This window comes from Streptomyces sp. NBC_01485, from assembly GCF_036227125.1.
Taxonomy (GTDB): Bacteria; Actinomycetota; Actinomycetes; order Streptomycetales; family Streptomycetaceae; genus Streptomyces.
In genome coordinates, this window is the sequence record NZ_CP109435.1 from 8,095,954 (window position 1) to 8,109,975 (window position 14,022).

The window sequence follows — 14,022 nt, forward strand, 5'->3', positions numbered from 1 at the left end:
ACTCCTCAGACTGGCGAGTCAGTCGTACTCGCGTAGCGCGGCGACGAGCCGGGCGTGGCCGCGCCGAGGCGGTCGTCGTGACCGCCGGGGCCGAGGGGGCCCACCTCCTGGCCGACGGCGACCTGACCCACATACCGGCGGTCGCGCCGCCCGCACCGGTGGTGGACTCCAACGGCGCGGGCGACGCCTTCGCCGCCGCGTTCGTCTTCGGTCTGCTCAGCGGTGAACCGCCGCACCGCTGCGCCCGGTTGGGCGCTGTGGCCGGGGCGTACGCGTGCACCGTCCCGGCCACCGAGAGCGCCGCCCTGTCCCGCGACGCACTCCTCACGGCGGTCCTCCGCTAGCCGGTGAGCCGGTGAGGAGCCGATGTGGCGGCGACGGCGGCTACTTGCGTCGCGTGACCACCAGCCCGATCAGGCCGACGAAGACGCAGAGCGCCCCCAGCAGACCCAGCACAGGGACCCCGGCGATCAGGCCGATACCGACTCCTATCCCGCCGATCCCCGCCAGCACCCGCCACGTTCGCTCGTTGCCGTTGTCATTGCCCGCCCCCGCCATGACTGACTCCCGTCGGTATCCACGCTTCCTTCACACAGTGATACCCGGCAGACGCGCCGCGACTCAGCCCGCGTGCACGGAGTTCGTCGCCTCGATCTTCTTCCACGACTTCGGCTGCACCGGCGCCACCGCCGTCACCGTCCGCGCGACAGCCGCGGGCTTCGTCGGCTGGAACAGCCAGGCGTCGAACAGCGCGCCCAACTCCTTCCCGGAGACCTGCTCGGCGTACGCCCGGAAGTCGGCGACCGTCGCGTTGCCGTACGCGTACTTCTGCGGCCAGCCCTTCAGGACGGCGAAGAACGCGTCGTCGCCGATCTCGTTCCGCAGCGCCTGAACGGCCAGCGCGCCCCGGTCGTAGACGGCGGCGTCGAACTGGTTCTCGGCGCCGGGGTCGCCCGGCCTCACCGTCCAGAACGCGTCGTCGGCCGGATGCGAGGCGTACGTGTAGTCCGCGAGCTCCTGCGCCGTGCCCTCGCCCTCGTGCTCGGACCACAGCCACTGCGCGTACCGGGCGAAGCCCTCGTTGAGCCAGATCTCCTTCCAGCCCTTGAGAGACACCGAGTCCCCGTACCACTGGTGGGCCAACTCGTGCACCACCACAGAGGTGTTGGAGCCGTTCGCGAACTGCCGCGGGCTGTAGAACACGCGGGTCTGCGTCTCCAGCGCGTAGCTCGTCGTGGTGTTCGGCACATACCCGCCCGCCGTGCCGAAGGGATACGGCCCGAAGTACCCGCTCAGCCAGTCGACGATCTCCCCGGTGCGCTCCACGCTCGCCCGCGCCGCCCCGTCGTTGTCGCCGAGATCCCTGCTGTAGGCGTTGACGACCGGGACCCCGCCCTCCGAGGTGCTCGTCGTGATGTCGAACTTGCCGAGCGCCAGTGTGGCCAGATAGGTCGCCTGCGGTTTGTTCTGACGCCAGGTGTAGCGGGTCCAGCCGAGACGCGAAGTCGTCGACTGGAGCGTGCCGTTGGAGATGGCCTGGGTGCCGTCCGGCACGGCCACCGACACGTCGTAGGTCGCCTTGTCGAGCGGGTGGTCGTTGCTCGGGAACCACCACCAGGCCGACTCCGGCTCGTCCGCCGCGACCGCGCCGTCCGGAGTTCGGTGCCAGGTGGAGAAGCCGTACGCGCTCTTCGTCGACGGCACCCCGCTGTAGCGGACGACGACCGTGACGGAACTGCCCTTCGCCAGCGGCTGCTTCGGCGTGACCACCAACTCGTGCTCGCCCGAGGCGGCGAACGCGGCCGTGGCACCGTTGACCCGGACCTCCTGGACGTCCAGCAGGAAGTCCAGGTCGAAACTCGACAGGTCCTGGGTGGTCTTCGCGAGGATCGTCGCCGTCCCCGCCAACTCGTCCGTGACCGGCTGGTACGTCAGCCGCAGGTCGTAGTGGGAGACGTCGTAGCCGCCGTTGCCGTAGGCCGGATAGTAGGGGTCGCCGATGCCCGACGCACCGGGGGAGTAGCCCGCGGCGGAGGCCGGGATCGCCAGCAACACGGACGCGGCGGCGAGCGCGCCCGGCGCGATGAGTCTGCGGTGCACGAAAGCTCCAAGTAGTGGGGGTACGAAGGCTGTTCGGAGCCTATTGACTCCCTGCCCGGCCCCACAGGACCCAGTGGGCGAGTTCCGGCCAGACAGCACGGTCGTGCCACAACGGCCTCACAATCGCCCTCTTCTGTACGGGAGTTGCCCGCTGTACCGTCCCGCGCATGTCGACACGCATGCGCTTCACGGTCTGGAGACCGCTCGCGACCGCCGCCCTCACCCTCCTGGTGGCCGCCTCCCTCACCCCGGCGGCCGCCCACAGCGCGCCCCGCGAGAGCAGGCCCGTCTACTCCTACGACCACGCCGTCCGCGAAGCGGTCTGGGTCGACACCGGACTCGACGGCGACCGCGACGGGCGGCCGGACCGCGTCGCCGTCGACATAGTCCGCCCCCGCGAACCCGCCGCACAGGGCCGCAAGGTGCCCGTCATCATGGACGCCAGCCCCTACTACTCCTGCTGCGGCCGAGGCAACGAGAGCCAGCTCAAGACGTACGACGCGAACGGCCGCGTCGTCCAGATGCCGCTGTTCTACGACAACTACTTCGTGCCGCGCGGCTACGCCTTCGTCGGCGTCGACCTCGCCGGCACCAACCGCTCCGACGGCTGCGTGGACGTCGGCGGGCGCTCCGACGTCCAGTCCGCGAAGGCCGTCGTCGACTGGCTGAACGGCCGCGCCAGGGCCTACACCACCCGCACCGGCACCACGACCGCCAAGGCGGGCTGGACCAACGGCAGAACCGGCATGATCGGCAAGAGCTGGGACGGCACCATAGCCAACGGCGTCGCCGCCACCGGCGTGCGGGGCCTGAAGACCATCGTCCCGATCAGCGCCATATCGTCCTGGTACGACTACTACTTCGCCCAGGGCGCCCCCCTCTACGACTCCGGCCCCGACTGGCTCTCCGACTACGTCGACAGCCCCGACGCCCGCTCCAAGTGCGCCGCCGTTCAGCGCAAACTCGTCGACGAGGCCCCGCGCACCGGCGACTTGACCTCCCTGTGGGCCGAGCGCGACTACGTCAGGAACGCGTCGAAGGTCAAGGCCAGCGTCTTCCTCGTGCACGGCATGCAGGACCTCAACGTCCGCACCAAGCACCTCGGCCAGTGGTGGGACGCCCTCGCGAAGAACGGCGTCGAGCGCAAGATCTGGCTCTCCCAGACCGGCCACGTCGACCCCTTCGACTTCCGCCGGGCCGCCTGGGTGGACACCCTGCACCGCTGGTTCGACCACGAACTCCTCGGCTACGACAACGGCGTCGACCGCGAGCCCATGGCCGACGTCGAGCGCCACCCCGACCAGTGGGTCACCTCGTCCGTCTGGCCGCCGCGCGGCACACAGAAGACCACCCTGCGCCCGGCCACCGGCGCCCAGGCGGGCGTCGGCACGCTCGGCCTGCGCAAGGGCAAGGGCACCGCCGCCTTCACCGACGACCCGGGCCTCGGCGAGACCGACTGGGCCGCGCGGATCGACTCGCCGACCCCCGCCAAGGCCGGATTCGTCACCGGGCCCCTCACCCGCGACCTGCGCGTCTCCGGCTCGTCCCAGGTCACCGTCACCGCGACGCCCACCACCGCCACGGCCCACCTGACCGCCGTACTCGTCGACCTCGGCCCCGACACCGTCCGCGACTACGGCGGGAGCGGCGAGGGCATCACCACCCTCACCGACCGCACCTGCTGGGGCGCGAGCACGGCGGGCGACAGCGCCTGCTTCAAGGTGACCGCGGCCGACACCGCCGACGTCACCGCCACCGTCGTCAGCCGCGGCTGGGCCGACCTCGGCACCTACGCGAACCCCGGCAAGGGCGTCCCGCTCACCCCGGGCAAGCGCTACACGATCACCCTCGACCTGGCCGCCACCGACCACGTCGTACCGAAGGGCCACCGCCTCGCGCTGATCGTCGCGGGCACCGACAAGGACCTCATCGACCCGCCCGCCGACACCCCGACCCTCACCCTGGACCTGTCCCGCACCTCGGCCCGGGTCCCGCTCGTCGGAGGCGCCGCCGCCTTCGCCCGCGCCACGTCCACGGCACCGGCGACGGCGCAGGTCACGCCCGACGCCGGGCCCCTGGACGTCGTAGGGACACCGCCGCACCACACCTACCGGATCCCGTAGTACCCGTAGTACCCGCAGCTCTGTAGATCGACTAGCGGGAGGCGGCCGAGAGCACCAGCTCGGCCGCCTCGTCCGCGCATCCCCAGGCCACGGTCACGCCCGCTCCGCCGTGCCCGTAGTGGTGTACGACCACCCGTCCGTCCGGCAGCTCCGCCCGCTCCAGCCGTACGGCGTCCCGGGCCGGCCGCAGCCCCACCCGGTGCTCCAGGATCCGCGCCCCGGCGATCTCCGGCCGCAGGGCCGCACAGCGCCGGACGATCGCCTCGGCCACCGTCGGGTCCGGCTCCAGCGACCAGTCGTCGTCCTGCGCGGTGCCGCCCAGCAGCAGCCGACCGGGCTGCGGGAAGAAGTGGGCCATCGTGCCGTCCGGGGCGGTGGAGCCGAGCCAGGTGTCGACACCGGGGTTCTCCACGACGACGAGCTGACCCCGTACGGGTCGCACCGAGGGGTCCGCGGCCAGCTCCCGGGCGCCCAGCCCCGTGCAGTTGACGACGACCGGCGCGTCGGCCTCCGCCAGGTCCGTCACCGTCCGCTCCTCGACCGTGCCGCCCGCCCGCAGCAGCCGCTCCCGCAGCCACGGCAGATACGTCGACATGTCGATCAGCGGTAGCCGTGCCCGGACGCCGGTCCCGGCGCCGTACTCGTGCGCCGTGGCCCGTCGCAGCCCGGTCAGCCGGCCCGCCGTCCAGCTCTCGACGTCCGCCGGGTCGGTCTCGCCCAGCACCCCGTGGACCAGGCGCACCCCGGTCGCCTCGGGCCGCTCGGCGAGTTTCTCGTAGACCTCCAGCGAACGCAGTGCCCACGCCCGCGCCGTCACCTTCGGCTCGATGTGGTACGGCCACCACAGTGCGCCGGCCACGGCCGAGGTGGTCCGCTCGACCGGGTCGCGCGTCCAGACCCGGACCCGCAGACCCCGCTCGGCCAGGACGACGGCCGTCGTCAGCCCGATGACCCCGCCGCCGACCACGATCACTTCGCCGCCCAACCGAGTGTCCACGCCCGGACGTTAGCCGACGACACCGGCGATCGGCGAGACCGCGGGGAGACGGGTGCGACGGTGCTCCCGGACGACCACTAGGATCTACGACCTGATGACTGCCACTCTCGTCGCCAAGAACCTCGCCGCCGGGCACGGCGACCGCTCCCTCTTCTCCGGGCTCGACCTCGTCGTCGCCCCCGGGGACGTGATCGGGCTGGTCGGTGCCAACGGCGCGGGCAAGTCCACCCTGCTGCGGCTGCTCGCCGGGCTCAGCGCGCCCGAACAGGGCGAGCTCAGGCTCTCCCCGCCGACCGCGACCGTCGGCCATCTGCCCCAGGAACCCGAGCGCCGCCCCGGTGAGACCGTGCGGGAGTTCCTCGCCCGCCGCACCGGCGTCGCCGAGGCGCAGGCCACGATGGACGAGGCCACCCAGGCCCTGGTCGACGGCTCGCCCGGCGCCGACGACGCCTACGCCACGAGCCTGGAGCGCTGGCTCGACCTCGGCGGCGCCGACCTCGACGAGCGCGCCGAGGAGGTCACCGACTCACTCGGGCTCCGGGTCGGCCTCGACCAGCTGATGACGTCCCTGTCCGGCGGCCAGGCCGCCCGCGCGGGCCTCGCCTCCCTCCTCCTCTCGCGCTACGACGTCTTCCTCCTCGACGAGCCGACGAACGACCTCGACCTCGACGGCCTGGAGCGCCTCGAACGCTTCGTGACCGGCCTGCGCGCCGGCACCGTCGTCGTCAGCCACGACCGCGAGTTCCTCACCCGCACGGTCACCAAGGTCCTCGAACTCGACCTCGCCCAGCAGCAGATCAACCTCTACGGCGGCGGCTACGACGCCTACCTGGAGGAGCGGGACGTGTCCCGCCGGCACGCCCGCGAGGACTACGAGGAGTACGCCGACAAGAAGTCGGCCCTCCAGGACCGGGCGCAGACCCAGCGTTCCTGGATGGACAAGGGCGTGAAGAACGCGCGCCGCAAGGCGAGCAACGACAACGACAAGATCGGCCGCAAGTTCCGCAGCGAGGCCAGCGAGAAGCAGGCCGCGAAGGCCCGGCAGACCCAGCGCATGATCGAACGCCTGGACGTCGTCGACGAGCCGCGCAAGGAATGGGAGCTGCGGATGGAGATCGCGTCCGCCCCGCGCTCCGGCGCGGTGGTCGCCACCCTGCGCGAGGCCGAGGTGCGGCGCGGCGACTTCCGCCTCGGGCCGGCGTCGCTCCAGATCGACTGGGCCGACCGGGTCGCGGTGACCGGCGCGAACGGCGCGGGCAAGTCGACCCTGCTCGGCGCGCTCCTCGGCCGGGTCCCGCTGGACGCCGGACAGGCCACTCTGGGCTCGGGCGTCCTGGTCGGCGAGGTCGACCAGGCGCGCAAGGCGTTCCACGGCTCCGAGTCGCTGCTGGAGGCGTTCCGCGCCGCCGTCCCCGACACCGAGCCGGCCGAGGTACGCACCCTGCTGGCCAAGTTCGGCCTCAAGTCGGAGCACGTCACGCGTCCGGCGGTCACCTTGTCACCGGGCGAGCGCACCCGCGCCGCCCTCGCGCTGCTCCAGGGCCGGGGCGTCAACCTCCTCGTCCTCGACGAGCCGACGAACCACCTCGACCTCCCGGCCATCGAGCAACTGGAGTCGGCCCTCGACGCCTACGAGGGCACGCTGCTGCTGGTGACCCACGACCGGCGGATGCTGGACGCGGTCCATGTCACGCGGCGGTTCGAGGTCGCTGACGGCAAGGTGACCGAGCGCTAGGACCGGCGGGGGCCCGCTGCCGTGCGCGGGCCCCCGCCGGGTCTCAGCCCCGTCCCTTCTTGGGGTCGGTCAACCCCGCGCGCCGCAGCGCGTCCGCCATCGCACTGTTGGCGGGCGGCGGCGCCTGGCGACCGCCCCGGTCACCACCGCGCCCCTGGCTCTGCCCCTGACGCTGCTGACCTTGACGCGGCTGTCCCTGTCCCTGGCCCTGCTGCTGGCGTTGCTGCGGCGGACGGCCCCCGCCGCGCTCGCCCCCGCCGCGCTGCTGGCGCTCCTGCGGGGCCGCCTCGTCGTCCAGCCGGAGCGTCAGCGAGATCCGCTTGCGCGGGATGTCGACGTCGAGGACCTTCACCTTGACGATGTCACCGGGCTTGACGACGTCCCGCGGGTCCTTGACGAACGTCTTCGACAGGGCCGAGACGTGCGCCAGGCCGTCCTGGTGGACACCGACGTCGATGAACGCCCCGAAGGCCGCCACGTTCGTCACGACGCCCTCCAGGACCATCCCGGAGGACAGGTCGGAGATCTTCTCCACGCCCTCCTTGAAGGTGGCCGTCTTGAACGCGGGCCGCGGGTCGCGGCCGGGCTTCTCCAGCTCCCTGAGGATGTCGTTGACGGTCGGCAGACCGAACGTCTCGTCCACGAAGTCGGTCGGCCGCAGCGAGCGCAGCACGCCCGTGTTGCCGATCAGCGAGGCCACCTCCTGGCCGGACGTCTTCACCATGCGCCGGACCACCGGATACGCCTCCGGGTGCACGCTGGAGGAGTCCAGCGGGTCGCTGCCGCCGCGGATGCGCAGGAAGCCCGCGCACTGCTCGTACGCCTTCGGACCGAGCCGTGCCACCTTCTTCAGCTCGGAGCGGGAGGTGAAGGGCCCGTTGGCGTCCCGGTGCGCCACGATGTTCTCGGCGAGGCCGGCGGAGATGCCGGACACGCGCGACAGGAGCGGCGCCGAAGCAGTGTTGACGTCCACGCCCACGCCGTTCACACAGTCCTCCACCACCGCGTCCAGCGAACGCGACAGCTTCACCTCGGACAGGTCGTGCTGGTACTGGCCGACACCGATCGACTTCGGGTCGATCTTCACCAGCTCGGCCAGCGGGTCCTGGAGCCGGCGGGCGATCGACACCGCGCCGCGCAGCGACACGTCCATGTCGGGCAGCTCCTGCGAGGCGAACGCGGAGGCCGAGTACACGGACGCGCCGGCCTCGGACACCATCACCTTGGTGAGGTTCAACTCCGGGTGCTTGTCGATGAGTTCACCGGCGAGCTTGTCGGTCTCGCGGGACGCCGTGCCGTTGCCGATGGCGACCAGGTCGACCGCGTGCTCCTTCGCCAGGCGCGCCAGCTTGGCGATCGCCTCGTCCCACTTGTTCGCCGGGACGTGCGGGTAGATCACGTCGGTCGCCACGACCTTGCCGGTCGCGTCGACGACGGCGACCTTCACACCCGTACGGAAACCGGGGTCCAGGCCCAGCGTCGCGCGGGTGCCGGCCGGGGCGGCGAGCAGCAGGTCGCGCAGGTTGGCCGCGAACACGTTCACCGCCTCGTCCTCGGCGGCCGTGCGCAGCCGCAGCCGCAGGTCGATGCCGAGGTGGACGAGGATGCGGGTGCGCCACGCCCAGCGGACCGTGTCCGTCAGCCACTTGTCGCCGGGACGCCCACGGTCGGCGATCCGGAACCGCGCCGCCACGATCCCCTCGTACGACGAGGGGCCGGGCTGCTCGGAGGGCTCCTCCGGCTCCAGGACGAGGTCGAGGACGTCCTCCTTCTCGCCGCGCAGCATCGCCAGGATCCGGTGCGAGGGCAGTGCGGTGAACGGCTCGGTGAAGTCGAAGTAGTCGGCGAACTTCGCGCCCGCCTCCTCCTTGCCGCCGCGCACCTTGGCGGCCAGCCGCCCGCGCTTCCACATCCGCTCGCGAACCTCGCCGATCAGGTCGGCGTCCTCCGAGAACCGCTCGGTGAGGATCGCCCGCGCGCCGTCCAGCGCGGCCTGCGGATCGGCGACGCCCTTGTCGGCGTCGACGAACGCGACGGCCGCCGCGAGCGGATCGACCGTCGGGTCGCCGAGCAGTCCCTCGGCGAGCGGTTCGAGGCCCGCCTCGCGCGCGATCTGCGCCTTGGTGCGCCGCTTGGGCTTGTACGGCAGGTAGATGTCCTCGAGCCGCGCCTTGGTCTCGGCGTCGCGGATCCGCGCCTCCAGCGCGTCGGTGAGCTTGCCCTGCTCACGCACCGACTCCAGGATCGCCGTCCGCCGCTCCTCCAGCTCCCGCAGGTAGCGCAGCCGCTCCTCGATCGTGCGCAACTGCGCGTCGTCGAGCATCTCGGTCGCTTCCTTGCGGTAGCGGGCGATGAAAGGCACCGTCGAGCCGCCGTCGAGCAGCTCCACGGCGGACTTCACCTGCCGCTCCCGTACGCCGAGCTCCTCGGCGATCCTGCCTTCGATGGACCCTACTTCGATGGACCCGGGTGTCGTCACGATCCCGTACCGCCTTCTCCACTGGGGTTGCGCGGCAATTGTGGCAGGTGGCGCCGACACCCGCGGCCCAGGGCGCACTCCCGGCGGGGCTTCCTCCGCCGCGTCAGCCCGACGTGGTCCAGGTGAAGCGCGGCTCTCTGCGCTCCAGGAACGCGCTGACGCCCGCCGCGGTGTCGCCGCTGCCGCGGGCCTGCGCGTTCCAGTGGGCGTCCCGGTCCGTGCGCCCGTCCGCGAACTCCTTCGCGGCGGCCTGCGTCAGCTGTGAGCGGGACACCAGGACGCGGGTGAACTCCGCGACCCGCTCCTCGAGTTCGTCCGCGGGCAGCACCTCGTCGACCAGTCCCGTACGCAGCGCCCGCTCCGCGTCGATCAACTCACCGGAGAACAACAGGTACTTGGCGGTGGCCGGACCCACCAGGGACACCAACCGCCGGGTGGACGAGGACGGGTAGACGATCCCGAGCTTCGCCGGCGTCACCCCGAACGACGCGTCCGCCTCGGCGAACCGCAGGTCGCACGCCGCCGCGAGCTGCGTGCCGCCGCCGACGCAGTGCCCCCGGACCATCGCCAGCGTCGGCTTGGGGAACGCGGCGAGGGCCTCCTCGGCGCCCACCGCCAGCGCCTGCGCCTCGTCCGGCCCGCTCTGGAGGGTGGAGATGTCGGCGCCCGCGCAGAAGGTCCCGCCCGCGCCGGTCAGCACCAGCGCCCGCACCCCGGGATCGGCGGCCAGGGCGTCCAGCAGCGGGGGCAGCGCCGCCCACATCGCGGCCGTCATGGCGTTGCGCTTCGCGGGGTGGTGCAGGACGACGGTGGCGACGGCGTCGGTGACGCCGTGCAGCAGTTCGGGCTCCATGTCCCGGATGCTAACCAGCGGGCTCCCCGGCCGGTCGGGGCGGACGACGTGAAAAAGTCGACACCGGAGGTAAAGGCATGCCAAAGGGGGCAGAAAACGGTCTTAATGTCGAGCAGGTCATCCGTGAGCGGTCGGAAACGCTCGATAACTGCTGACTTCTGTTCAGCCTTCCGGCGGGAGCGCCTCGTTGCCAACACTCGACGTGTGGCGACAATCGAGCGCGAGGGCGGCGACCGGACGATGGACGATCACGGGCGCGGTCCCGACCCACGCCCAGAGGGCGGCCCGGGCGGACGTCCCGCACCCCCTGAAGAAGCCGGGCCGCGACCGCTGCCCTACGAAGGCGTCTGGCGGTTCACCGCGGCCGCCGTGGACGCCTCCGTCCCGCAGGCGCGGCACGCGGTGCGCGACCTGCTCCACCGCCAGGGGGTGCCCGTCTCGGACGACCTGGCCCAGGGGCTGCTGCTGATCGTCTCCGAGCTGGTGACCAACGCCGTCCGGCACGCGGCGCTGCTGTCACCGGTGCTCGGGGTGGAGATCGCCGTCGGAGCCGACTGGGTGCGGGTGTCCGTGGAGGACAACCACCCCTACCGCCCGACCGCCCTGGAGGCCGACCACGGCCGCACCGGCGGCCGGGGACTGCTCCTGGTACGGGAGATCACCAGGGAGGCGGGCGGGGTGTGCGACGTCGAGCACACCGCGAGCGGCGGCAAGGTGATCTGGGCCGCCCTGCCGCTCAAACCCGCGCGGGCCCTCTGAGGTTCACCAGCCGGCCGAGGGACCCGTCAGCTCTCTGACCGCCGGCCGCGCCGCGTCCAGCACGGTCATGAACCAGGAGGAGAACGTGTCCTTCGCATGCCGCTCCGCCAGTTCGGCGGGCGTCACGAAGGCCGTGTCGCCCACCTCCTCCACGTCCGGCCGCAACGGAGACTGCACCAGCCCGACGAACAGGTGGTTGTACTCCTGCTCCACCAGACCCGAGTCCGGGTCCGGGTGGTTGTAGCGGACCGTGCCCGCCTCGGCGAGCAGCGACGGGGAGACGCCCAGCTCCTCGAAGGTGCGCCGCGCCGCCGCCGCGAACGGCGCCTCACCGGGATAGGGGTGACCGCAGCAGGTGTTGGACCACACACCGGGGGAGTGGTACTTGCCGAGCGCCCGCTGCTGGAGCAGCAGCCGGCCCCGCTCGTCGAAGAGGAACACGGAGAACGCGCGGTGCAGTTGCCCCGGCGCCTGATGGGCGGCGAGCTTCTCCGCGGTGCCGATCGTGACGCCGTTCTCGTCGACCAGCTCCAGCAAGATCGCTTCCGCGGTGCCGTTCGACGAGTTGTGTGTCGCGGTGGCAGGTGTGATCGGCATACCCATCCTTAGCATCGGTCCTCGCGTCCCCAGTCTGCCGTACGCGTCCGGCGCTCCCGGCACTTCGCGGGAATGCGCGCATGTCCCGCGCGCGGCAAGGGACCCGGTAGGTGATCTTGCCCGGCGCCGGGGGCGCGGAACCGTCGGGAACGCCTGTGCGGATCATCCGACGCGGGCGCCCTCAGTGGCAGAGCCGCGCCTCGTGCTCCGCGTGCCCGACCGGCTCGAGTTGGAAGGTGCAGTGCTCCACGTCGAAGTGGTCGCCCAGGCAGCCCTGGAGCTCGTGCAGCAGCTTCTCGTGGCCGATCGCGTTCAGCACCTCCGAGCGCACCACCACGTGCGCCGACAGCACCGGCATCCCGGAGGTGATCGTCCAGGCGTGCAGATCGTGGACCTCCTCCACCCCGTCCAGGGCGAGGATGTGGGACCGCACGTCCGCCATGTCGACGTCCTTGGGGGCCGACTCCAGCAGGACGTCGAGGGTCTCGCGCAGCAGCTTCACCGTCCGCGGCACGATCATCAGGCCGATGACGAGCGAGGCGATCGGGTCGGCGGTCTGCCAGCCGGTGGTCAGGATCACCACCGCCGAGACGATGACCGCCACCGAGCCCAGCGCGTCCGCCGCCACCTCCAGGAACGCCCCGCGCACGTTCAGGCTCTCCGCCTGGCCGCGCATCAGCAGGGTGAGCGAGATCATGTTCGCGACCAGGCCGATCGCGCCGAACCAGATCATCAGCCCGCCCTCGGTGGCGGCCGGCGTGAAGAACCGCTGGACCGCCTCGTACAGGACGTAGCCGCCCACCCCGAGCAGCAGCAGGCAGTTGGCGAGGGCCGCCAGGATCTCGGCGCGGGCCAGCCCGAAGGTGCGGGTCTCGCTCGGCGGCCGGCTCGCGAAGTGGATGGCGAGCAGCGCCATGCCCAGGCCCAGCGCGTCCGTCGCCATGTGCGCCGCGTCCGCGATCAGGGCGAGGGAGTCGGCGAGCAGCCCGCCGACGATCTCGACCACCATGACGCCGAGCGTGATCGACAGCGCGACGCGCAGCCTGCCGCGGTACGCCGCCGCGGCCGTGCCGGTGGTCGGCGTGTGCGTGTGCGTGTGGCCGTGGTCGTGCCCAGCCCCCATGGAAACAGCCCTTCTGTGGTCCGTCATGGGCCGCGGCGGCCCGTCGTGTCCTGCCCGGGCTCACAGTGAACTACGGGTGGGGGGTATCCGGCAACGCGGCACTGAACACCGTTGTCATGTGCCCTGACCTGCGGAAACGAATCGCAGGTCAGGGCAGCCTCACCTGCTGCTCAGGCGTGGTGCAGCTGCCAGCCCCGCCAGGCCGACCCGACCATCTCGCGCACGTCACGCCGGGCCGTCCACCTCAGCTCCCGGGCGGCCAGCTCCGCCGAGGCCACCGCGCGCGGCGCGTCCCCGGGCCTGCGCCCCTCGACGACCGCCGGCCGGGTGTCGCCGGTGACCTCGCCGATGAGCGTGACCAGTTCGCGCACCGAGACGCCCTCGCCCCGGCCGATGTTCACCGTCAGATCGCCCGCCGCGCCCGGCGCGGCCAGCCGCCGGGCCGCCGCGAGGTGCGCCTCGGCCAGGTCCGCCACGTGGATGTAGTCCCGGACGCAGGTGCCGTCCGGCGTCGGATAGTCGTCGCCGAAGATCCGCGGGGCCTCGCCCCGGGTGAGCCGGTCGAAGACCATCGGGACGATGTTGAAGACACCGGTGTCGGCCAGCTCCGGAGCCGCCGCTCCGGCCACGTTGAAGTAGCGCAGGCAGGTCGTCGCGATGCCGTGCGCCTGCCCCGCCGCCCGGACCAGCCACTCCCCGGCGAGCTTGGTCTCCCCGTAGGGGTTCACCGGGGCGCACGGGGTGTCCTCCGTGATGAGGTCCACGTCCGGGTTGCCGTAGACGGCCGCGGAGGAGGAGAAGAGGAACCGTCGGATCCCGGCCTCGGCGACCGCGTCGAGGAGGGTGGCCAGACCGCCCACGTTCTCCCGGTAGTAGCGGGTGGGCCGCGCCACCGACTCGGCGACCTGCTTGTGCGCGGCCAGGTGCACCACGCCGGTCACGGTGTGCTCGGCGAAGACCCGCCGCAGGAGGTCCGCGTCGAGCGCCGAGCCCTTCACGAGCGGCACGTCCGCCGCCAGGCGCGCGGGGGCACCCGTCGAGAGGTCGTCCAGGACGAGGACGCGCTCGCCGGCCCCGGTCATGGCTCGTGCCACATGTGCCCCGATGTATCCGGCTCCGCCGGTGATCAGCCACGTCATGGCTGTAGACCCTATGCCGACCGGTACCGGCACCCGGGTGGGATGGGCAATGTCCCGGATGTCGGCTCTGCGGGGCACGGTTTGTCGGCCGGGCCGCCGATCACCGATGATGATCTC

11 protein-coding genes and 1 pseudogene are annotated in these 14,022 nt (G+C 72.1%); 4 read left to right on the plus strand and 8 right to left on the minus strand.

The genetic code is table 11. From position 1 onward, the window contains the following. Window positions 1-29: 29 nt before the first annotated feature. A pseudogene (locus OG352_RS35690) lies at window positions 30-344 on the plus strand (PfkB family carbohydrate kinase); the annotation flags it as partial. Between the two features lie 40 nt (window positions 345-384). Here OG352_RS35690 and OG352_RS35695 read toward each other — a convergent pair. Beyond that, a complete protein-coding gene (locus OG352_RS35695; protein WP_329222594.1) occupies window positions 385-558 on the minus strand; it encodes a hypothetical protein in 174 nt (57 codons plus the stop codon). Between the two features lie 63 nt (window positions 559-621). After that, complete coding sequence (locus OG352_RS35700) at window positions 622-2,100, minus strand: M1 family metallopeptidase (protein ID WP_329222596.1); 1,479 nt, start codon at window positions 2,098-2,100, stop codon at window positions 622-624. Window positions 2,101-2,267: 167 nt separating this feature from the next. Between OG352_RS35700 and OG352_RS35705 the strand changes: the two genes are divergently transcribed. After that, the gene (locus OG352_RS35705) at window positions 2,268-4,223 is read left to right on the plus strand and encodes a Xaa-Pro dipeptidyl-peptidase (protein ID WP_329222597.1); all 1,956 of its coding nucleotides are present in this window, start codon (window positions 2,268-2,270) and stop codon (window positions 4,221-4,223) included. Between the two features lie 31 nt (window positions 4,224-4,254). Here the strand turns inward: OG352_RS35705 and OG352_RS35710 are convergent, their stop codons facing one another. Next, window positions 4,255-5,220, minus strand: a complete 966-nt coding sequence (locus tag OG352_RS35710; RefSeq protein ID WP_329222598.1) for an FAD-dependent oxidoreductase — start codon at window positions 5,218-5,220, stop codon at window positions 4,255-4,257. Between the two features lie 94 nt (window positions 5,221-5,314). Here OG352_RS35710 and OG352_RS35715 point away from each other — a divergent pair, with 94 nt between their 5' ends. Then, complete coding sequence (locus tag OG352_RS35715) at window positions 5,315-6,955, plus strand: ABC-F family ATP-binding cassette domain-containing protein (RefSeq protein ID WP_329222599.1); 1,641 nt, start codon at window positions 5,315-5,317, stop codon at window positions 6,953-6,955. A gap of 43 nt (window positions 6,956-6,998) precedes the next feature. Here OG352_RS35715 and OG352_RS35720 read toward each other — a convergent pair whose 3' ends face one another. Together OG352_RS35720 and OG352_RS35725 are read right to left on the minus strand one after the other, a co-directional pair. After that, window positions 6,999-9,434, minus strand: a complete 2,436-nt coding sequence (locus OG352_RS35720) for a Tex family protein (protein ID WP_329222600.1) — start codon at window positions 9,432-9,434, stop codon at window positions 6,999-7,001. A 103-nt stretch (window positions 9,435-9,537) separates the two neighbouring features. Next, on the minus strand, window positions 9,538-10,287 hold the full coding sequence (locus OG352_RS35725) for an enoyl-CoA hydratase/isomerase family protein (protein WP_329222601.1): 750 nt from the start codon (window positions 10,285-10,287) through the stop codon (window positions 9,538-9,540). A gap of 240 nt (window positions 10,288-10,527) precedes the next feature. On the opposite strand from OG352_RS35725, the gene OG352_RS35730 reads away from it, so the two are divergent. After that, entirely contained in the window at window positions 10,528-11,046 is a 519-nt protein-coding gene (locus OG352_RS35730) for an ATP-binding protein (protein WP_329224086.1), read from the plus strand. Between the two features lie 3 nt (window positions 11,047-11,049). On the opposite strand, the gene idi is transcribed toward OG352_RS35730, so the two are convergent. The 3 genes from idi to galE all read right to left on the minus strand — a co-directional run bounded on the left by idi (window position 11,050) and on the right by galE (window position 13,905). Next, window positions 11,050-11,643: an isopentenyl-diphosphate Delta-isomerase gene (gene idi / locus OG352_RS35735; RefSeq protein ID WP_329222602.1), complete on the minus strand. Its 594-nt coding sequence runs from the start codon at window positions 11,641-11,643 to the stop codon at window positions 11,050-11,052. Between the two features lie 181 nt (window positions 11,644-11,824). Next, window positions 11,825-12,766 carry a cation diffusion facilitator family transporter gene (locus OG352_RS35740; RefSeq protein ID WP_329222603.1) on the minus strand — a complete coding sequence of 314 codons (942 nt, stop codon included), beginning with the start codon at window positions 12,764-12,766 and terminating at the stop codon, window positions 11,825-11,827. A gap of 170 nt (window positions 12,767-12,936) precedes the next feature. Next, window positions 12,937-13,905 (minus strand): UDP-glucose 4-epimerase GalE, encoded by a 969-nt coding sequence (gene galE, locus OG352_RS35745; protein WP_329222604.1) that lies wholly within the window; start codon window positions 13,903-13,905, stop codon window positions 12,937-12,939. Between the last annotated feature and the right edge of the window lie 117 nt (window positions 13,906-14,022).